The sequence below is a fragment of the uncultured Merdimmobilis sp. genome (genome assembly GCF_902471145.1).
Classification (GTDB): domain Bacteria; phylum Bacillota; class Clostridia; order Oscillospirales; family Ruminococcaceae; genus Merdimmobilis; species Merdimmobilis hominis.
Genome location: NZ_CABRJC010000003.1, coordinates 122,971 through 143,936 on the forward strand (window position 1 = coordinate 122,971; position 20,966 = coordinate 143,936).

A 20,966-nucleotide genomic window follows, 5' to 3' on the forward strand; every position below is an offset into this window, starting at 1 on the left:
GGCCGCAGTTGGCCGGGGGGGTTCTATGGCTACAGGCTGTATCGGCCGCCAGGCAAGGCGGTGACTGCCCCGTAGATCTCCAATTCGGTTAGGGTGGAGAGGACCTTTGCCACCGGCATCCGGCCCTCTTGGGCAATCTGCTCGGCGCTGCGTGGGCCCTGCTCCAACAGCTTGTATATGGAAAGCTGCGGCGGATTGAGATACTCCGGTGGGCGCGCCGCAGGCTGTGTTTTCTGGTTGATGGTTGGGGGCCTTTCTTTGGATTTGCGCTCCGGCGCCGGCTGCTGAGGAAGGTGGAAGGCGTACCCGCTATAGAGGTACTCCTCCAAAACATCCTGAGCGCAGGCCGTCAGCTTTGCCCCCTGCTGAATCAGTTTATGGGTTCCTTTGGAATTCGGCTCCTCAATCCGGCCGGGCACTGCAAAAACATCCCGGTCTTGGGAAAGGGCCAGGCCCGCTGTGATCAAAGAGCCGCTGCGCTCCCCCGCTTCCACCACCACGACCCCTTTGGAGAGGCCGGAGATAATCCGGTTGCGGCAGGGGAAATGGCCGGGGTTGGGCGGCGTGCCCGGGGGATATTCACTGATGACTGCCCCGTTTTGGGAGATGAGCCGGTGAAGGTCGCTGTTCTGCCGGGGGTAGTCCACATCGAGACCACAGCCCAGCACAGCGACTGTCTTTCCGCCGCCGGCGATGGCCCCTGCGTGGCAGATGGCGTCAATGCCGACTGCAAGTCCGCTGACCACCACCGCCCCGGCCCTGGCCAGGTCGCCGGAGAGAGTTTTTCCCACCCGCTTGCCATATTCGGTAAAATTGCGGGTGCCCACCATAGCGATGGGCAATTGTTGGGAGAGGTCGGGCAGTTCCCCCTCCACATAGAGCACCAGGGGGCAGGAATAAATGTTCTTCAATAAATTAGGGTATTTAAGGTCCTCAGGCGTCAAAATTTCAAACCCGAGCCGCCTGGCCTCGGCGGCGTTTTTTCGCGCTTGATCCAAGGTGGTGTTGCCCAACAAAGAGAGCTCCTTCTGGGAGAAGATGCCCAGCCGGGCCAGGTTTATGCGGTCCATCTCATACAATTTCCGCGGGTGGCCGACCCGGGAGAGGACTTCCTCCGCCCGGCGGGTACCCACGCCAAACACCTGCTGGAACCACATCCAATAAAGCGCTTCTTCCATGGTATTCCCCCTTTTCCCTGCCCTAGGGCCGGGCCATCTCCCAGGCGACAATGCTCGCCGCCACCGAGGCATTGAGAGACTCCGCCCGCCCCGCCATGGGGATGATTACCGCGCTGTCGCACAAGGCGACAACCTCCGGCGGCAATCCCTTCCCCTCGTTGCCGATGACCACTGCGCCCCCTTGGTTCAGGGGCAGCTGGGTGATGTCCTTGGCCCCTTCCTGGAGGGCGGCAGCATACACTGGTACCTTCTCCCCCCAGAACTTTTCAAACAGCCCCGGCAGATTGTCCACCACTGTGATAGGTAGGCGGAACACGCCCCCCATGGTGGCCCGCAGCACTTTGGGGCTGTAGAGGTCGGGACAATCATCGGTCAAAAACAGCCGGTCGATGCCAAAGGCTTCACAGCTGCGGATAATGGTGCCCAAGTTCCCCGGGTCTTGGAGGGAGCAAAGCACCAAATAATGCCCTGTACCCCATATTGTAGCAGTCTGGAAATGATTGTCAAGCATGGGCAGGACACAGAAAACCCCTTGGGGCGTGTTGGTATTGGCAATTTTCTGCGCCAGCTCCGGGGTGATTTCGTAGATTTTTTGGGCCTTTTCTGTGAGGAGGGCTGCCTCCTGAGGATAGCGTTCCCGCGCCTGAGGGGTGAGGAACAGTTGCTCTACGGCAAGGCCGCTCTTCACCGCATCAGCGGCGATCCGCGCGCCCTCGGCCACAAAAAGCCCTGTGCGGGTGCGCTCTTTTTTCTGAGCGATCAATTTGGTCAGCTGTTTAATCTGGGGGTTCTCCCGTGAGGTGATCCGTTCCATCCCTTCCCCTTTCCGGCGGTACGCCTAAGGTAGTAAAAGACGCCCGTGTCAATCGCGACCCGGGCGTTCTTTCTAGTCAAAATTACAGAGCGGCTTTTGCCTTCTCAACCAAGGAAGTGAATGCTGCGGGATCGCTGATGGCGATTTCAGACAGCATTTTGCGGTTGAGGGTGATGCCAGCCTTTTTGAGACCGTTCATAAAAGTGGAGTAGTTGATGCCGTTCATCTTGCAGCCAGCGCTGATACGGGTGATCCACAGGGAGCGGAAGTTGCGTTTCTTCTGCTTTCTGCCAATGTAAGCATACTGGCCGGATTTCATAACCGCTTCTTTTGCGGTTTTAAACAGTCTGCTCTTAGCACCAAAGTAGCCTTTAGCCAGTTTGAGTACCTTTTTTCTTCTCTTGCGGGTCATGGTAGCGCCCTTAATACGAGCCATATCGTTATACCTCCGTTTTGGTCTTTCTTAAAAGTAGTTCTTCAAAAATTATCTTGCGGGCATGAGGAGCTTGAGTGCTCTCATATTGGTCTTATCCGCATAGGTAGCTTTCCGCAGAGCTCTCTTTCTCTTGGTGGTCTTGTGGTTCAGGATATGTCTTCTGTTGGTGTGCGCTCTTTTTACCTTCCCGTTTTTGGTCAGTTTAAAACGCTTTTTGGCGCCGGTATGAGTTTTCAGCTTAGGCATGTGGATTTTCCTCCTTAAATTTACTTGGCATTCTTCGGTGAGATAAACGCGACCATGCTGCGTCCTTCCATCTTGGGCAGTTTGTCAACCGAGCCCAACTCCGAGCAACTTTCAATGAAGCGCTTAACGATAGCTTCGCCCAATTCGGGATGCGCCATCTCACGGCCACGGAAGCGCAGGGCAACCTTGACTTTGTCGCCGCCGGCCAGGAACTTCTTGGCGTGGTTGAGCTTGGTGTCAAAGTCGTGGACGTCGATGTTCAAAGAGAGGCGAACCTCCTTGACGTCCATGGTCTTCTGATTTTTCTTTGCTTCCTTCTCCTTTTTGGCCTGCTCGAACCGGTATTTTCCATAGTCCATAATCCGGCAGACGGGAGGGGTGGCCTGAGGAGCAATTTTGACTAGGTCAAGATTTTTTTCCAGGGCAATTTTCTGAGCGTCCTTTGTGGGGATTACGCCCAGCTGGCTGCCGTCGGCATCGATGACACGCACTTCCTTATCCCGGATCTCCTCATTGATAAGCAGTTCTTTGTTGCTAATGGTAAAGCACCTCCAAAATCCATAAATCGTGGTTTACAAGGCGGCAAAGCCGCCGGATAAAACAAAGAAAGCGCAGACCAATTCCGTCTGCGCTTGCAATACAAACCAAGAACGGCCACTAGCCGCACCTTGTGTTTCTATTGACCCAGGCCACTATCGCGTGGATAGGTGAGAACGGAATTCTGTTCTACTTTGTTTTCTAATCTATTCTACCAGGCAAAAGGGGATTTGTCAAGGCTTTTACCACGATCTTTTTACAAGATCTTTGTGGGGTCCGCGCGGACATCCCCCAGTGAAACCGGTATGGCTTCATCCAAGGCGAATGAATATAGTATACACGCCCCGATGGGGATATGCAAGCTCTCCTCCAATATTTTTTGATAGAGAAGCACCTGGACCCGGTACCGGTCCGTCAGCTCCTGAGGGGTTTTGACATAGTCGGTTTTGTAATCAATGACTGTCCCCCGGCCATTTTCCACCAAGATGCAGTCGGCAACGCCCTGGACAGCGGTTTGGTTGCCCCCGAACTCCCAGTCCAGGTAGGGGGCCAGAAGCTCCTCCCCCGCCTCGGCCAAAAACCGGTATTCCCGCAGCACCTGGTCGGCACAGAAGATCCGCCGGGCCAAATCCGAGCAAAAAAACCGCTCCAGTTTGGCCACTGGGATGGCCTCACCCTCCGCCGGGAGGAGGAAGCCCTGTTCCACCAGCCGGGCGATCTCCCCGGCGGGGTTGTCCCGAGCCGCTTCATAGGAGGCAAACTGCATGAATTTGTGGACGGCGTTGCCCCGCTCCGCACCGGTGAGCCCCTTTCCAATCAAGAACTTGGGCCGCCGGATGAAATAGTTTCCCTCCCCCTGCCCCTTTGAAATAGCCGAGACCGCCATTTTGGTGGGGATGAGGGTCGCTGCCCGGTTGGGGTACTGGAAAGCACACTGCCGCCGAAGGGCCTCTACCATCCCAGGATCTGGCAGAGATTCCAACCGGCCTCCCCCCTCTTCCCCAGCTTCTTCCCGGGGGTGGAGACTTTCCACCTGAATGGAGAAATGGCTGGAACCGTCCCCGCCCGAGACTTCACACCCGGCCAGGCGGCAGAGCTCCCCAGAATCCGGATGGTGGAGAAGAGCCATCAACAGCCAATCGGCGTAGCTGCTCCCCGCCCGCACCCGGCGGGAGGGCACCCGGCCGCCCTTATCAAGGCCCCCCGCCAAAGCGGAGAGCTTCTTCTCCGGATTTTTGAGCTGCATGGTGACAACCAGCCGCTCCTTGGCCCGGGTGAGAGCCACATATAAAATCCGCAGCTCCTCCGAGAGCATCGACCGCTCCAGTTCAATCTTCATCGCCTCCATGGGCACGGTGGTGAATTGGCGCATCAGCTGTTCATCCCGCCGCATGCAGGCAAACCCCATCTGGGAGTGGAGGAGGGTAGGGCTTCGCAGGTCCTCTTTGTTAAACTGTTTGGCGGTGTCGCAGAGGAAGACCACCGGGAACTCCAACCCTTTGGAGCGGTGGATGGAGAGGATCTGCACCGCGTCCTCCCCACCGCTGCCGGTGGGTGGGGCCAAGTCCTCCCCCTGGCGTGCCAGCCGGTCCAAAAACCGGATAAACCCGACAAGGCCTTTTCCCCCGCCGTATTCCGCCGCGTAGGACAGGAAGGCCCGCAGGTTTTCTTTCCGGCGGGCGCCCCCTGGCATTGCTCCGGCGATCAGCTCAAACCCGGTGCAATCGTAGACCTTCTGCACCAGCTCCTGGGCGGGGAGCACCGCTGCTTCCCGCCGCAGGTAGGCGAGGGTCTCCAAAAACCGGGCGGTTTTCTCCGATGTGCCGCTGTAGGCGATGGCCGCCTCATAGATGGAAGCTTTTGGGGCAGAGAGCCGCAGCTGGGCCAGCTCATCGGCGGTGAAGCCGAAGAGGGGTGAAAGCATGGCGGCAGTCAAATCCACATCCAAAAGGGGGTTGTCCACCGCCCGCAGGAGGGAGACCACCGCGGCGATCTCCCGCCGGGCGAGGAATCCCCCCTGGCTGTCCGCCCAGCCGGGGATCTTCCGGCGGCGCAGGGCCTCCAGGTATTTCTCCGCCTTATTTTTGGTGGAGCGCAGCAGGATGGCGATATCCCCCGGCCGCACGGGGCGAAGCTCCCCCCCATCTGTTACAAGGGTCTTCTCCCCCAACATCCGGGCGATCTGTCCAGCCACATACTCCGCTTCCAGGGCCACGCCGTCCTCCTCCCCCAATTGGGAGGAATCCAGCACCCGCACCTGCCAACCCATCCCGGGGGCCTCCGGGTAGCTGGCAGCGGGGATCAGCGCCTCTTCGGCGGTGTAGTCCATCTCGCCGATTTCCTCACTCATCACCATGGAAAAGAGGAAGTTGATCCCCGCAGTGACCTCCGGCCGGCTGCGGAAGTTGCGCCCCAGAAGGATCTTTGCCGGGTAATGCTCCCCGTCGTATGGGGCAAAATGCCTCTTCTTTTCCAGGAAAATCTCCGGCATGGCCTGGCGGAACCGGTAGATGCTCTGTTTCACATCCCCCACCAAAAAGAGGTTTTTCTCCTCCCGGGAAACCGCCCGGAAGAGCATGTCCTGGGCTTCATTGGTATCCTGGTACTCGTCCACAAACACCTCTTCAAACCGCTGTGAAGCCTGTTTGGCCAAGGCAGTGGGATGGTATCCCCCTTCCTCCTTCTCCCAAAGGAGGGCGAGGGCCAGGTGTTCCAGGTCGGAGAAATCCACCAGCTTGCCTTCCCGCTTTTTTTCGGTGAACCGCCGGTCGAAGGCCAGGGTCACCTCAAACAGCCGGGTGATTTTGGGCAGCAGGTCGTCGATATCCTCCCGGAACTGGGCCCGGGTTGCGCAGAACTGCTTTTCCGCCAGTGTTTCGATCAGCTCTTTTACCTGCTTGCGTGCGGCCTGCACCCGCTCTTTTAAAGGGTCATTGGAAAAGCCCCGCAGGGCCTTGAGCCGGGGAAAACTGAAACTGTCCAGGGCGGCTTTCACCCCATCCCAGTCGCCGGCTTCTACACGCTCTAAGGCGGCACGCACCCCCTGCAGGTCGCTCTCGTAGGCGGGGCCATAGGCCGCCTCCATCTTCTCATCGGAGCGGATCTCCCACAGGGCTTCCTCTAAGGTGAAGGCGGCATATTCCAGGGCGTTTTTGCCATAGGCGAGGATCGCCTGGCCCCAGACTGTCTCCTCCACCGGGAGGCCGCTGCCGTAAAAGGCCAGCTTGTCCGCCAGCCAATCCTGGTAAAAGGGGTGGGAGCGGACAAAGTCGTAGAGGCGCAGTACTGTCTGGGTCAGGCGCTTGTCGTCCCGCCCGGTGGACAGCAGCTCCACCAGGCTGAAAAAAGCGCTGTCCTCGGGGTTTTGATAACATTCCTCGATGACCTCCGCCGCGGCGTCGGCCCGCAGCAGGTCCAGCTCCTTCTCATCCCCCACCCGGAAGTCCGGCGGCAGGTCCAGGGCCTGGAAATTCTGCCGCAGAAGCTCCTGGCAGAAGGAATGGATGGTGCTAATCTGCGCCCGGGCCAACAGGGATTGCTGCCGGGCCAAAGCGGCGTCCTGGGGATTCTCCTCGATGAGCTGGGAGAGCTTGAGGCTGATCCGCTGTTTCATCTCCTGGGCCGCGGCTTTGGAAAAGGTGACGATCAGCAGCCGGTCGGCATCCACCGGGGCGATGGGGTCCAATATCCGCTGGATCACCCGTTCCACCAGGACGGCAGTCTTTCCGCTGCCTGCCGCCGCCGAGACCAGGACGGTCCCGCCCCGGGCGGTGATGGCGTCCAGCTGTTCTTTTGTCCAATTACGGCTTGCCAATCCCTTCTCCTCCTTCCGCAAAGAATGCTCGCTTGTCCAGCTCGGCGATCGTCCGCACCCGGTCGCCGTCCTCAAACCCGCAGACCTGTCGGTATTCACAGTAAACACAAGGGTCGTACCCCAGGCCAGAGACTGGCAGCGGCTCCACCTTCCCAGCGGAGAGCTCCTTGGCCATGGCGAGGATCTCCTCCTCGATTTTGGTTTTCAGCTGACCCATCTCTTCCAAGCTGGCCAGGGAAGATCGGGCGTCCAGCTCCCCATCCGCCTTGAGCTTTGCGGGGATAAACACCCCTTTGCCATCCTGTTCCATGCCTAGCACTACGTCCTTATCCTCTAAAATCAGGCCGTTCATCCGCCGTTTTTTCTGCTGCTGGGCGGCCACCGATGCATCGCTCTCCCCCCGGTCGGCGGTGACGATGACATTTTTAGCCGGCAGGTAAAGCACCCCGGCGGGCAGGGCGCCCTCCAGTTCCCCGGTGCCATTTTGGCAGATGGAGAAGAGGTAGATCAGCATCTGCATATTGAGGCCGTAGAAGATATCCGACAGGTTGAAGGTCTTGGAGCCGGATTTGTAGTCGATGACCCGGACGTATTTCTTCCCGTCCTTCTCCATCACATCCACCCGGTCCACAACCCCCTCCACCGAGACGGTGACCCCGTCGGGGGTGGTCAGCTCCAAAGGTTTCACCGGGCCATCCGCCCCGATTTTCAGCTCAAAGGCCACAGGGGCAAAGGCGCTTTGGGAGAATTCCGCGCCCAACTGTTCCAGCAGCCGGGTCACCAGGGCCACCAGCCGGTTGAACAGGTACCGGAAGCGGGTGGGCAGCGCGTCCATGTTGTCAATCCGCTGGGAGAGGTATTGGGTCAAAAGCTCCTCCACCTCCCGGTGCATCTGCTCCTGGGTCAGCTGGGAGAGGCCCTTCCCCCCATAACGGGAGACCATCCGCTCCAGCAAAAAGTGGATCACCGAGCCAGACTCCAGGGGGGAGAATTCCACCTTGCGCCGGGGCCGGATGCGAAGGCCGCTGGCGCAGAAATACCCAAAGGGGCAGGCGAAGTACTGCTCCACCCGGGAGGGGGAGAGACGCATCCGCTTGCCGAACAGCTGCCGGGCGAGAACCGGGCTCTGGATGGCATATCCATCCCGGTTTTGGGCCGCTTCCATCCGGTCCAGGAGTTCCCCGTCCCTCTCCTCCAAAAACGCCTGGAGAGATGCCCGCTGGGGGCTGTCCTGGTGGTAGACCCAGGAGAACGCCTCCCTCGCTGACGGAAGGTTGGCCGCCGCCTTGATGGGGTCGACGGCAGCGGGGCTCAGGCGACACCCCAGGATTTTCGCCGCCTGAGAGAGGATCACCGACGGCGCCAGGGCGCCGCCTTTTCCATCTTCTTTGGGGTAGCTGATGTACAGCCGCTCCCGTGGGGTGGTGACCGCAAAATAGGCGTAGAATTTTTCGTAAACCGATTTTTCCTCGATGTTTTGGGCGAGCTCCACCCCCGCCTCCAGAAGGCGGGTTCGCTCCTGGTCGGTGAACACACCGCCGGCAGTGACCACCGCCGGAAACTCCCCCTCCACCGCACCGATGACAAAGGTGGCCCTCGGCTCCCCTGGGCGGATGCGGTCGGCCATGCCCACCATCACCTGGTCCAAGGTCTGGGGCCGCTGGCCGATGTCAGTTTTGCCGATGGCCAGGCGCAGCAGGTCGGTGAGCCTTTGCTGGCTCATGCCGGCCTCCCCCACGATCTGGGCAAATTGATCTAATATATCCACCAAGGCGTCCCAAAGGGCGGACTGTTCTTCTAAAAAGAGTGCAGCTTCCTCCGGCGGGAGGGAGGCGGCGAAATCCTCCAGGTGGCGGGGGGCCTCCACCTCCTCCAAAAGGGTGAACAGCCCTGCGGCAAAGGAGATGCCGTCCCCTTGGGCCAGCTGTCCCTTCAGGTTTTTCAACGGCTGGATCACCCGTGCCCGCAGAAGGTTCAGTTCCTCCAGTTGGAGGACCGCCGCCTCATCGAAGGCTTCCGAGAGGCCTTCGGGGTGGTTTTCAAAGGGGGTGAGCCAGTGGCGGCCCTCTACCCCCCAAATGTAGCAGTAGTTTTCCAGCCGGGCCAGTTCCGGGGCAGAAAGGCCCAGAGCTGGGTTCTTGGCAAAACGCAGGATGGCCTCGGTGGAATAATTGCCCCGCACCGCCTCCAGGGCAGACAGCAGCAGGGCGGTCAGAGGCTTGGATTCCAGTTCCACCCTGCGGTCAAAGAAGCAAGGGATGTCATAGCGGGTGAAAATCCGCTCCACCGGGGTGCGGTACCGCTCCAAGCTTCGGCAGATCACCGCCACATCGCTGTAGCGGTACCCTTCTTCCCGCACGAGACCGACGATGTTGGCCGCCACCCACTGGATCTCCTCCCAAGGGCTTGGGGCGGCGGAGACCTGCACCCACTGGGACGTCCCGGGGCAGGGGATCACCCGGGGCCGCAGGAAACTGCGCTCCAAACAGGACAGTTCTTCATTTTGAAACCGGTGGGAACCCTCCAGCACCTCCGGCACAGCTACCCCTACCCCGCTTTGCCGTGCGGCGCGGATCAGCCGGGCTATGGCTTTTTTGGCGGTAGAAAACACCCCGTTCCCCCCCTCCTGGTCGGCCATGCCATCACAGCAGAAGGCGCAGGTGCAGTGAGGCGCCCCCCCAATCGCCAGTTCCAACATGCGGAATTCTGAGGCCATAAAGGTCATGAAGGAGTCCACAAACACCCCATATCCTGCAAAAAAGGGGTGATCTTCTACCAAACGGCAGGCCCGCTGCAAATCGTCGGCAGTGTCGGTATAACGGCTTTCCAGCAAGGCGTTGTACACCTCGTAGATGGTGGATAGCTCCGCTGCTTTCTCCCGCAGTTGGGCATCACCGCTCTCCCGGGCGGCAGCAGCCAGCTCCTCTGGTGAGACCCCGCCGTTTTTAAATTCCGAAACCGCGGCGCACAAGCTCTCCACAAAGGCGGCGCTGCCAACCTGCCGGGCATAGATTTGCAAGGTGTCCCGCACCTCCCCAAGGGCTAGGCTCATCAGCATCGCTTTGCCGGTGTCGGTCAGGGCGTTGACCGCAAGGCCGCCGTATTCCCGGAAGATGCGGTCGCACAACCGGGTAAAACTGAGCACCTCAACCCGGGCAGCTCCAGTGGGGCCAAGGCGGCGGTACAAAGCTTTTTCGCTTTCAAAAGAGTATTGTTCCGGCACCAGGAGGATGGCTTTTTTCCCGCCTTGAACCCAGTGTTCCAATTCCTCATAGAGGCGGGTGGTCTTTCCCGAACCGGCCGGGCCTAAAATCAAATGCAGCATCTTCACCCCTCCTGATGGCGTAAATGAAAAGAGCGGGTGTTCCCCGCGGATCGGTTGAATATTTAATAGGGCCGCAGTCTCAACCTGTGGACAATAGCCCGCTTTGCGGATTGTATTTTTCAGAACCTTTTAAATTGCGGTGCGGCCCTCGCCGCAAAGGGCTGCGCCCTGCAAGAAATTCTTCGAATGACACAACTTTGTTGTGGCTATGATACCACAAAGTCCGCACAGGCTGGAAAAATCCCGGTGCCGCTTTGCGGCGGGAGGGCGGCCCCTCAAAATTGCGTTGCCACTGTGTGGCAGGAAGCAATTTTGCGCATGTTACAAGCAGCGCTTGTAGCAATGGAGAGAGGATTTCTTCCCCAATGGTCGCTTTGCGACCATTGTACCACAATCTCTCCCCCAACGCAAAACCGCCAAAGGACAATTCTGTCTTTTGGCGGTTTTGCGGTTGTATGATTCAATTGTGGTTGGCATAATAATAGGAATTTAGCTGATTTTGAGGCGCAGGCGCAGCTTATCGGCGATCATCGCGATGAATTCGCTGTTGGTTGGCTTCCCTCTGCCGTTGTGGATGGTATACCCGAAGTAGGAGTTGAGGATGTCCACATCCCCGCGGTCCCAGGCGACTTCAATGGCGTGGCGGATGGCCCGCTCCACCCGGGAAGAGGTGGTGCCAAATTTTTTGGCTACAGTGGGGTACAGCTGTTTGGTCACCGAGTTAATGATGTCGGCGTTGTTCACTGCCAACAGGATGGATTCCCGCAGGTAATGGTAGCCTTTGATGTGGGCGGGCACCCCGATTTGATGGATGATCTCAGTCACCATCATTTCCAGGTCGGGCTGGAGTTTACCAGCGCCGGGCAGGTCTAGGATGTCCGCTTTTTTGTACCCGGAGATCTGGACAATCCGCTCCACCAGCACGTCGGTGTCAAAGGGTTTGAGGAAGTAGTAAGAGGCACCGGAGTTGAGCAGTTCCCGCTCCAGGACTGGGTTGTCGAAGGTGGACATCATCATGAACAAGGGCTGGACTGAAATTTGGGATTCGCGGATGGTTTTCATCACGCCGATGGCATCCAGCCGAGGCATGAACACATCCAAAAGGACAATATTCGGCTGATTTTCTTCCACCAGCTCCACAACACGGAATCCATCCTTTGGGGCCACGACCGTCTCATAGCCATAGGTCCGAAGGAGTGCAGAGCATTGGGCGCAAAACTCTTTGTTGTCATCTGCGATGAGGACCTTGATTTTGTTTGTCATATTCGCACCTCAATTGTAAATTTTTTCCACGTCTATAGATTACCATATTTTGGAAGTGATTGCAAGAGTTTGTCAAATAAAAGAAGTTCCAACACCATTATAAAATTCCAGGTAAAAATTGTCAATTATCACGAGACTTTTCTGCTTCCACTTTCGATGATCTTCGAGGATTTTTCCATATTCTCTGCAAAAATTGCGTACCCCCGTGTCGGATCGTTGACAAAAACATGGGTCACCGCCCCTACCAAACGGCCGTTTTGGATGATGGGGCTGCCGCTCATCCCCTGAACAATTCCCCCTGTTTTTTCCAAGAGAGTGGGGTCTGTGACACGAATCACCATGTTCTTGGTGGGGTTGGAATCGCTAAAATTGATCTTTTCAATCACAATGGAATAGTTTTGTGGTTTATCCCCCGAAAGGGTGGTGCGAATCTCTGCGGGTCCTGTCTGTACCTCGTGTCGAACGGCCAGCGGTATGGCTTCCCCAGAAACGGGAATCCGTTCCAGCAAGCCAAAAACGCCGGTTTCGTTGTTCATCTCCAGCGAACCCATCCGTCCGGAGCCGTTGAAGGAACCCCGCAGTTCGCCAGGTTTCCCACTGACCCCCTTTCCAACACCGGTGATGGTCACTCCCACAATTTCGCCGCTGGAAAGGGGCATCAATTCGCCGGTATCCACGTCGCAGATGGCGTGTCCAAGCCCTCCATAAGCCATGGAAGTGGGATTGTAGTAGGTCATGGTGCCAATGCCTGCGGAGCTGTCCCGCACCCAGATTCCAGCTTTATAGCTGCCGTCATCCGGGGATTTCACCGGCTTCAGGCTGACCTTCATCCGGGTGTTTTTGCGGCGGAGTTCCACAGCGACTGCTTTCCCCTGGGAACCGGAGACCGCGGCTGCAACATCTTCATTGGAGGAGACCTTCCTCCCGCCAATAGAGAGGATGATATCCCCGGTGGCGATGCCCGCCTCTTTCGCCGGGTTGACCGCCTGGCCGTCCAGATTGATGTCGGAAAGGCCCACCACCATCACCCCCTCGGTGAACATCTTCAGCCCGAAAGGATTTCCCCCTGGGATTACATAGTTGCGCTCCACCACCTGGACGTTGACCTGTTTGATGCCGATGGCGCCAAACATTTTCAGGTCCAGGTGGTAGCTGTTCCCCGATTGATCGTATGCGTGGGCAGGCAACCCTTCTGCCGGCTCCATGGCGGTGATATACCGCCCGGCCCGGATGGAAAAGGGCTCCCCTTCCACCACATAAAAATCATCGGGCAAGGTCACTTGCATATATAAGGTAAAACACAGCAGGGCGGCGATGGCCACGCAGGTCACCGACGCAAACTTTTGATACAATCTTTTCATTTTAAGCATCCCCCATTTTAAGTTCCTTCTTACTGTTCCACCGATGGCCGCCGATATGGGATGTAAAATTACCGTCTATTAGCGGAATGTTCCCCGCCTAGCAAAACTTTTCGGGGGAAAGAATTCCCACAACCGGCGGGAATGTGCTACAATACAGGTAAATTTGATTTTTGGGGGATCCTTCCTGGCAAGTCCTTCCTCTTAATTGGAATTGTTTTTACTCGCCACCATTGAAAACAGGCGGAGGCACAGGGAATTTTCCTTCATACAGCCCGTTTGCAAGCCAATTTTTTCATTTTATATGCAGGATAAAGGGAAGGGGAACCGGCATGCGCGTAGCTATCATCGGATCGAGGAACGCCAAAAATTTGGATATTTTTCAGATGATCCAGCGGGTGCCCCGCAATTGCTCGGAGATTATCAGCGGCGGGGCCAAGGGTGTGGACGCCGCAGCCAAAACCATTGCCCAGGTGCTAGGGGCCATCTACACCGAGTTCCCACCTGAGTACAGCCGCTACGGGGCGAAAGCGCCGATGATGCGCAACCAGCAGATTGTGGGGCGGGCGGACCTGGTCCTCGCCTTTTGGGATCTTTCCTCCCGCGGCACCGCCGGTACGCTGAACCTCTGCATCCAAAAAAGGGTCCCCTTCCGCATCTTCCCCCTTCACGAATACGAATTGCCCGAGGGGGAGACCCTTACCCGATAAAGTCGGGGATTTTGCACAAACCCACTTTTGGGGGTTTCCAAAAACCGGATGCCCTGCAACCGGCTTGCACGGCCCTTTATATGTTTTTGTTGGAGTTTTCCCAATTCGCCGGCGTGCCGCAAAAATATGGCTTTTCCCTATTTTTATGAAAGCACTTCCGCTCCTTTGGGACTTCGGATACACCCAAGGGACAGGGGCGCTGTTCGAAATCAAACAGTGCCTGTATACCTTGTTAGATTGCCCGGTTTTTTCAAAAATAATGGCTTTTGCCATCAAAAAAGAGGGCCTGTCACTTGGCGACAGGTCCTCTTTTTTTAAAAATATAAGTCAGTGTGATAGGGCTACCAAGCGGCAACTGTGCCGTCGGTCCGGGACTCGGTTCCGCCGCAAAGAACGCCATCTTCATCCCGCCAGATGATCTGCCCTCTGCCGAACAGCAGGGACTCCGCGGGGACGGTGACCTTGTGCCCTCTGCGGATCAGTTCCTCGGTGGCCGCGTAGGGGAAGGCGCGCTCCACTTCTACATTCATGCCGCTAGTCCACTGCCAACGGGGGGCGTCCAACGCCTCCTGAGGATTCATATGGAAGTCGATGGTGTTCATCAGCACCTGGACTTGACCCTGAGGCTGCATAAATGCACCCATGACCCCAAAGGGGCCGACTGCCTTGCCATCCTTGGTGAGGAAACCGGGGATGATGGTGTGGGCAGGCTTCTTACCGGGGGCGATGCAGTTGCCGCTGGCGGGATCCAGATAGAAGTTCCGGCCCCGGTTGTGCAGGCAGATGCCGGTTTCGGGGATGACCACGCAGGAGCCAAAGCCGTTGTAATTGCTCTGGATGTAGGAAATCATGTTGCCCTCTTCATCCGCGGCGCAGAGGTAGACGGTTCCGCCGCAGTTGGGGTCACCTGCCTCAGGCATCCGGGCAGTGTCGCCAATTAAGGCGCGGCGGCTGTCCGCATAGCCCTGATCCAACATTTTTTCCGCCGTGGTTTTCATAAACCGGGGGTCGGCCACGTATTTCTGGGAGTCGATGAAGGCCAGCTTCATAGCTTCCAGCTGTTTGTGGTAGGTCTCCGCCGAATGGGGATCCTTGAACTCAAATCCCTTGAGGATGTTCAGCGCCATCAGCACGGTGATGCCATAGCCATTTGGGGGAATCTCCCAAACGTCATAGCCTTTGTAGTTGGTGCTGATCGGCTCCACCCACTCGGCGTGGAAAGCGGCCAGATCCTCTTTGCGCAGGTAGGCCCCGCATTCCCGGGAGAAGGCATCGATTTTCTCAGCGATGGCGCCCCGGTAGAAAGATTCGCACTTGGTGGCCGCCAGCTCCCGCAGGGTTTTCGCGTGATCTTTCAGGTAGACCATCTCACCCGGCTTGGGAGCGCGGTCTTTGGGGCAGAAGGTTTCAAACCAATATTTAAAATAATCGTCTTTGAGGGTGGGTTTAAACTCGTTGTAAGCGTTGTCCCACAGCCGGGAGATCACCGGGGAAACCGGGTATCCTTCCTCCGCGTAGCGGATAGCGGGCTCCAGCAGTTCTTCAAAGGGGAGCTTTCCAAACCGTTCGGAGAGGCTCGCCCAAGCGGAGGGAATGCCAGGAACCGTCACCGGCACCCAGCCCCGTTTGGGGAGGGTATCACCGTATTTGGCCCGCAGCTCCTCCGGGTCAATGCCCATGGGGGCGGGGCCGCTGGCATTTAAGCCATATAATTTGTCTTTCATCCAAACCAGGGCGAAGCCGTCTCCGCCAATGCCGTTGCTGGTTGGTTCCAGTACCGTCATGCAGGCGGCGGTGGCGATGGCAGCGTCGACGGCGTTGCCGCCTTTTTTCAGGATATCAAGGCCGGCTTGGGCAGCCAGCGGCTGGGAAGTACAAACCATGCCCTTTCTCCCAAAGACAGCCTTGCGGGTGGTGGGATAGTTGTACTTGAGGGAATCGAATTGAAAGCTCATAGGATAGTGTCCTCCTTATGTAATGCCAAAACGGACGGGAAGCCCGCTTAGATAAACTGAACAAACACGCCTGCAATCAGGATGGAAATGGTCGTCACCGACACAAAGCCGGAGATAACAAAGGCAGGGGTCAGCTTTTTGACGATGTAATCCTTCTCCCCTTCGGTTTCGGCCACGGCGGTCGCCACCTCATTGACGATCAAATAGGTAGCGGGGAAACCCAGCAACTGGCTCATGGCAATGCCCATAGCCAGGTTTTTGGAACCCACAAACTTCCACAGGGGCAGGATGTACATGAAAAGGAAGGTACCTGCCAGAACCGCAGCAAATACGGTGACCGTCTGCACGCTCAGCTCCATTAAATCGGAGATGGAGATTTTTGCAAGGGATGGAATCAAAGTGCAGAACATAGCGGCCATGAACAAGCCAGATGCCTTGCCTTTGTCCAGCACCTTGGCGGGGATGAGGCCAATTTGGTTGGTAAGCATGCCTAGGAGCAGGCACCAGATGGACATGGAAATACCAGTGGCCTCCTCGATCAAAAATCCAATCCAAGCGAAAAACGCGACGATGGCAATGCAGGTGTACTGGGTGAAATATTTGTCGTTTTTCTGGGCAAAGCTCACCTTCTGCGCCTTGCCGGCAGAGGCTTCCGCCATCTCCTTGGCCATCAGGTCAATCCCCTGCGCCTGGGCATCCCGGTAGTTCTTCACCAGGATTCTCGCCTCACTCAACCCAAACCGGGAAGCGGGGATAGTGCCCACAAACTTCTGCACTGCAAAAACCACTGTGCCAAGGGCAGCCGCCATGGTAAAGCCTTTTTCCAAAGCACCGGAGGTCATGATGTTTGTGGCGACCAAACCGCCATTTACGATGGGGATGCTGACAATGGCCGCCTGTTTGCCGATAATGGGAATCACACACAGAACCGATACGATGGCGATACCCATAGCGACAATGGACATGACAACGACTTTCCACTCCCGTTTCATCTCATCCAGGTTGACCGAAGTGCCCATGTTAAACACAATAAAAGCACTGGCCATTTTGCTGACGCCAGTTAGGTTGGCCTGGTCGATGATATCGCCGGGGATGAGGCCTGTCATAAAACAGATCATAAAAAGCATCAGCGCGACAAACACCGAGGAAAGCTTTGCTTTGGTGGCCACACCTAAAATGTCGCCTATGGCAAAGAAGCCGAGGACAATAAATAAAGCCAGATACATAGACATAGTTGTTCCCTCCATTCATCATCCCAGAAACCATCTCGAGCATGGCGGAAGAAGGATTCCCCCTGGGCAGGTCATGAGAGCTGCAACTCCTTTGCAAGATTATATAATCTTACGGGTTTCATCGTATCACCTAAAAATTAGAAAAGCAATGGTTCCCAGATCTTTTCAGAACCTTAACCAAACTCCATTTAGAGATTTTTGTTGAGAATCTCATATAGATTTTTACTATATGGTCATAGCTATTTATCCAATTTCTTTGGTCAATTTTAACATAAAGAAAGGCGCCGGCAAACTGCCGGCGCACCACATGTTCAAGCCCACAGAAGGGTGTTTCACTTCTTTTCCTTATTGTCTGTGCCGATCCGCTGGATATGGACAGAAACCTCAATATCCACCGGCACTGTGGTGAGCATCTCCCCCCAATTTTCTTTGTTTTCCTCCCAGAATGTGTGGTCCTTGCGGTCCACCACCTGGTAAAGGTCAAAGATATCCATTTTATTCTCCCGCAGGGCTTTCATCATAGCCCGCTGGGTATCCTCCAGGATTTTGCGGGCCAACAGGTTTTCAATGTCTGCCTCCCCCTGCTGCGAAAGGGCCTCTTCCCCTTCCTGGACCAATTCCTCCAAGGTGCCCCACGCTTGGATTTCTACGGTAAACCGAGGGATTCCATTTTCTATATTGCACTGGATCTTGCGTTTGCTTTCGTTGATATTGGCGGAAACCCGGCCCACCTGGTCGTTCTCCACCACCAAAATGGTATTTTGGGGGCTCTCCTTCAGGAAGAGAAAGCCGCGGGTTTCTTCTGTATCAAAGGTGTCCACCATACGGTCATTGAGGAACAGCGCCGTCCCTTCAATGGCAACCGCATCCTCCCCACTATAATCCTTGCCCGCCTTGACGTAGGTGGCGTAGGCTGCTTTGGGATCGGATTCCAGTGCGCGGCTCATCTGCATCAAGGTGCTTTTCACCGCGCTCCCATCCTCCAGGGACTGGTCCACTACCATCTCAATAGCATTGGCGGGGACGATTCCCTGGTTGATTTGGGCGGAGACAATTTCATCCGCCCGGCCGTCGGCCACGAGGACCACCGTCCCCGGACGGGTCTCGTGGTCAGAATCAAAGTAATCCAGCACCCGGGAGATCCCCCCTTCAGCGGTTTCCCTGCCGATGACGATGATCTTGTTGTTGCCCAGGAACATCTTCCGCCCGTTTTGTAAAGTGGCCCGGCGCAGGGCATCAGAGATGCTGGAGCCCTGCACCTGAATTACCTTGTTGTTGAGTTTACTTGCGTCAAAGGAGGTTTGCCCTGTGCTTTGAGGGTTGAAAATCTGCAGTGTGACGGTGTAAAATCCGTCGTCATAATCCACCCCAATGGCCTGGACAATCCCCCGCTCCTTTAGTTCAACGCTCTGCATGCAGCCGCATAAAAGAACAGCAAACAGGAGAACTACCGCCATCCATCGCCTCATTGAGAAACCTCCTTTTTGCGGGCAGCGGTGCATAGGACGATCCCCGGCACCACCAGCAGGAAAAGTACCACAGCGATACCGGAGGCAAAAAAGCTCCGGATCAGCCGCATCGCTTGGTAGTTGTTGGCTAAAACGAGGGAAAGCAACAACACCAGGGCCCCCACGATGCCAATGCCGCGGGAAGCCACCGGCTTTGGCGCCAGATACCCCAACATATGAACTGCCAGGTAAAAGAACAGCGCTGTGCGCACAAAAGCGATAAACACCCACATGGCCATAAAAAGGGAATCCAGCCTCTGCATCACCGAAAACTCAGCTACGGCAGCCATGCTGTATATGGGGAACAGATGGCTTTGGGCGTACTCCCCCAGACTGGTGATGGCAAATACGCTGATCAATTGATAATAGACCATAATCATAGCGGAAAGAGCGCCCGAAGCCTTGGTTAAATTGCCCCGCACCATGGGGATCAGCAAAAGGATGGTGGTGATCTCCAGGGAGGCCCCTACCCCGCTGAATCCGGTGGCGACAGTGGTTTTTAAATCAATGGAAAAAGGGCTTCGTAGGAAGATGGGGTCGGCCTTTTGAAAAAGGCACAAAAAGAGGAATGCCGTCCCTGCGGCCACACCCCAAAACACAAATCCGCTCATCCGGGCGCACGCCTCCAGCCCCATGTAAGCGGCATAGGCAACCGCCAAGAGAAAGAGCACTACAAACAAAGTGGGAGAGGCGTTGGGGTAGATAGAGGAGGTGAGGAAAAACTCAAAGTGGCTAATGGTGTTGGCGGTCACCAGAACTAAAAACGCAAAGTACAGCGCTGCCACACCTTTGCCAAACCAAGGTTTTACTGCAAATGACCATTCAATGATGCTGTAATCTCTTCTTCGGCGAACCAGCAGAAAGGTGGGGATCAGCGCTGCCACATACAGCATCGCGCTCAAGGCCAAAGCGAAAATGATGCCGGCATTTTGGGAAATCTGGTCGGTCTTGGTGGAGTAGGTCAGCAGAGTGAAGGCGCGGCTTAAAAAGAGGAGGGTCACAAGCTGAGAGGCGGAAATCTCCACGCGCTTAGTCATCGTTATTCCCCCCTTTGATCTGGGAGCCAGGAAGATCCTGCACTCTGAGATCCTCTTTCCCAAGACTCTTCCAGCCCCAGCGGAACAGCACGTCCCGCATAGAGTACAAATCAAAGGGCGAGGCCGGACTGGTGATGGGGATTCCCATCGTGTTGATGGCACAGAGGTTGACCATCACCACGGCGAGGCCCAAGGTGATGCCGAACATCCCCAGCAGGCCGCCTAATAAAATAAAGGTGAACCGAAGAATGGTTACCGGCTCATACAAGGGCGCTACCACAAAGGAGCTGATAGCCGTCAGAGCCACCACCATGACCATGGGTGCGCCGATCAATCCGGCAGTCACCGCTGCATCGCCAATAACCAGGGCGCCTACAATGCTCACCGCGTGGCCAACTGGCCGGGGAAGCCGCAGGCCGGCCTCCCGCATCACTTCATAGAAAAAGTGGATGATCAGCGCTTCCATCATAATAGGGAACGGGGTGGATTCCTCCGACGCCGCCACATTGAACAAAAGGGCGTTGGGAAAAAGCTCCGGGTGAAAGGTGGCGATAGAGACATAAAACCCCGGCAACAGGATGGTCAGAAAGAAGGACACGTATTTGAGCCACCGGATAAAAGTGGCATAATAGGGCCGGTTGGCGTAATCGTCAAAGCTCTGGAAGTTTTCGGTGAACAGAAAAGGGATCACCAGGGCGAAGGGGGTTCCGTCAAACAAAATGCCAATGCGTCCCTCCGAGACCTTGGCGCAGATGGTGTCCGGCCGTTCGGTCACCCCCACCTCCGAGAAGATGGAAAGGGGCTTGCGCTCTAAATAAGGCTGGACATAGCCGGATTCCAGCACCACATCCAGCTTCACCTTGGAGAGCTTGTACTTCACCTCTTTTAGAAACTCTGGGGAGACCATGTCGGTGCGGTACACCAGGCAGATATCGGTCTTGCTCTTCTCCCCCACGGTGGAAAGCTCCAGCTTGAGCTTTGGGGTTTTCATCCGGCGCCGCACCATGGACATGTTGACCCGCAGGGATTCTACAAACCCCTCCCGGGAGCCGCGGACATTGGTTTCCGAGGACGGCTCAGAGATGGAGCGGGACTGGAAGCCCTGGAGCCCCAAAGCCATGCCCACATTTTTCCCATCCAGGAGGATGACCACAAAGCCGGACATAATAAACCGGAACAACTCCCCGTAGGTATAGCACTCGCTGGTGTCGCCGGAAAGAATCGTCTTGTGGCGCATCCAAGAAAGCAGGTCCTCTGGCTTGGCCTTTTCCAGTTCCAAATGGGTCAGCGGCTCGATGATCAGTTTGGTGGTATTGGCCAGGCTGAACATCCCCTCACACATCAAAAGCGCCACCGGTATGCCGCAGACTTCCATCTGGCGGACCAGGAGGTCGCTGGTCCCCGAACACAGCTCCCGCACTTTGATGATGTTGTCAAGCAGGTTGACCCCCAGCTTTTCCTCCAGGGCGGCATCGTCCTGCGGCGGCTCATAATCCATGGATTTCATGGACTTTTTTAGGTTAAACACTGGAATATCCCTCCCAAGAACAGCG

The 20,966-nt window shown here is 56.5% G+C and carries 15 protein-coding genes; 1 reads left to right on the forward strand and 14 read right to left on the reverse strand.

The window, feature by feature from the left end; genetic code table 11:
* Positions 1-29: 29 nt before the first annotated feature.
* From dprA to spoIVB, 9 genes are all read right to left on the reverse strand, one after another.
* The gene (gene dprA, locus RDQ42_RS03355) at positions 30-1,178 is read right to left on the reverse strand and encodes a DNA-processing protein DprA (RefSeq protein WP_054331025.1); all 1,149 of its coding nucleotides are present in this window, start codon (positions 1,176-1,178) and stop codon (positions 30-32) included.
* A gap of 22 nt (positions 1,179-1,200) precedes the next feature.
* On the reverse strand, positions 1,201-1,992 hold the full coding sequence (locus RDQ42_RS03360) for an RNA methyltransferase (RefSeq protein ID WP_195254346.1): 792 nt from the start codon (positions 1,990-1,992) through the stop codon (positions 1,201-1,203).
* An 82-nt stretch (positions 1,993-2,074) separates the two neighbouring features.
* Complete coding sequence (rplT, locus tag RDQ42_RS03365; RefSeq protein ID WP_054331023.1) at positions 2,075-2,428, reverse strand: 50S ribosomal protein L20; 354 nt, start codon at positions 2,426-2,428, stop codon at positions 2,075-2,077.
* Positions 2,429-2,476: 48 nt separating this feature from the next.
* Positions 2,477-2,674 (reverse strand): 50S ribosomal protein L35, encoded by a 198-nt coding sequence (rpmI, locus tag RDQ42_RS03370; protein ID WP_054331022.1) that lies wholly within the window; start codon positions 2,672-2,674, stop codon positions 2,477-2,479.
* A 20-nt stretch (positions 2,675-2,694) separates the two neighbouring features.
* A complete protein-coding gene (gene infC, locus RDQ42_RS03375; protein WP_074026294.1) occupies positions 2,695-3,240 on the reverse strand; it encodes a translation initiation factor IF-3 in 546 nt (181 codons plus the stop codon).
* A 227-nt stretch (positions 3,241-3,467) separates the two neighbouring features.
* The gene (gene addA, locus RDQ42_RS03380) at positions 3,468-7,025 is read right to left on the reverse strand and encodes a helicase-exonuclease AddAB subunit AddA (RefSeq protein WP_308588284.1); all 3,558 of its coding nucleotides are present in this window, start codon (positions 7,023-7,025) and stop codon (positions 3,468-3,470) included.
* Positions 7,012-10,350 (reverse strand): PD-(D/E)XK nuclease family protein, encoded by a 3,339-nt coding sequence (locus tag RDQ42_RS03385; protein ID WP_231358485.1) that lies wholly within the window; start codon positions 10,348-10,350, stop codon positions 7,012-7,014. The genes addA and RDQ42_RS03385 overlap by 14 nt, the downstream gene beginning before the upstream one ends.
* Positions 10,351-10,839: 489 nt before the next feature.
* On the reverse strand, positions 10,840-11,613 hold the full coding sequence (gene spo0A / locus RDQ42_RS03390; protein WP_054331015.1) for a sporulation transcription factor Spo0A: 774 nt from the start codon (positions 11,611-11,613) through the stop codon (positions 10,840-10,842).
* 128 nt (positions 11,614-11,741) lie between these two features.
* On the reverse strand, positions 11,742-12,974 hold the full coding sequence (gene spoIVB / locus RDQ42_RS03395) for a SpoIVB peptidase (RefSeq protein ID WP_161802806.1): 1,233 nt from the start codon (positions 12,972-12,974) through the stop codon (positions 11,742-11,744).
* A gap of 329 nt (positions 12,975-13,303) precedes the next feature.
* Between spoIVB and RDQ42_RS03400 the strand changes: the two genes are divergently transcribed.
* Positions 13,304-13,681: a hypothetical protein gene (locus tag RDQ42_RS03400; RefSeq protein WP_054331013.1), complete on the forward strand. Its 378-nt coding sequence runs from the start codon at positions 13,304-13,306 to the stop codon at positions 13,679-13,681.
* 341 nt (positions 13,682-14,022) lie between these two features.
* Here RDQ42_RS03400 and RDQ42_RS03405 read toward each other — a convergent pair whose 3' ends face one another.
* The 5 genes from RDQ42_RS03405 to RDQ42_RS03425 all read right to left on the reverse strand — a co-directional run bounded on the left by RDQ42_RS03405 (position 14,023) and on the right by RDQ42_RS03425 (position 20,941).
* The gene (locus RDQ42_RS03405) at positions 14,023-15,636 is read right to left on the reverse strand and encodes a gamma-glutamyltransferase family protein (protein ID WP_054331012.1); all 1,614 of its coding nucleotides are present in this window, start codon (positions 15,634-15,636) and stop codon (positions 14,023-14,025) included.
* Positions 15,637-15,683: 47 nt separating this feature from the next.
* The gene (locus RDQ42_RS03410; RefSeq protein ID WP_071427184.1) at positions 15,684-16,868 is read right to left on the reverse strand and encodes a hypothetical protein; all 1,185 of its coding nucleotides are present in this window, start codon (positions 16,866-16,868) and stop codon (positions 15,684-15,686) included.
* Between the two features lie 332 nt (positions 16,869-17,200).
* The gene (locus tag RDQ42_RS03415; RefSeq protein ID WP_308588288.1) at positions 17,201-18,337 is read right to left on the reverse strand and encodes a Ger(x)C family spore germination protein; all 1,137 of its coding nucleotides are present in this window, start codon (positions 18,335-18,337) and stop codon (positions 17,201-17,203) included.
* The gene (locus RDQ42_RS03420; RefSeq protein WP_071427186.1) at positions 18,334-19,413 is read right to left on the reverse strand and encodes a GerAB/ArcD/ProY family transporter; all 1,080 of its coding nucleotides are present in this window, start codon (positions 19,411-19,413) and stop codon (positions 18,334-18,336) included. Before RDQ42_RS03420 ends, RDQ42_RS03415 begins: the two co-directional genes overlap by 4 nt.
* Positions 19,406-20,941, reverse strand: coding sequence for a spore germination protein (locus tag RDQ42_RS03425; RefSeq protein WP_308588290.1), 1,536 nt, complete (start codon positions 20,939-20,941; stop codon positions 19,406-19,408). The genes RDQ42_RS03420 and RDQ42_RS03425 overlap by 8 nt, the downstream gene beginning before the upstream one ends.
* Positions 20,942-20,966: the final 25 nt, after the last annotated feature.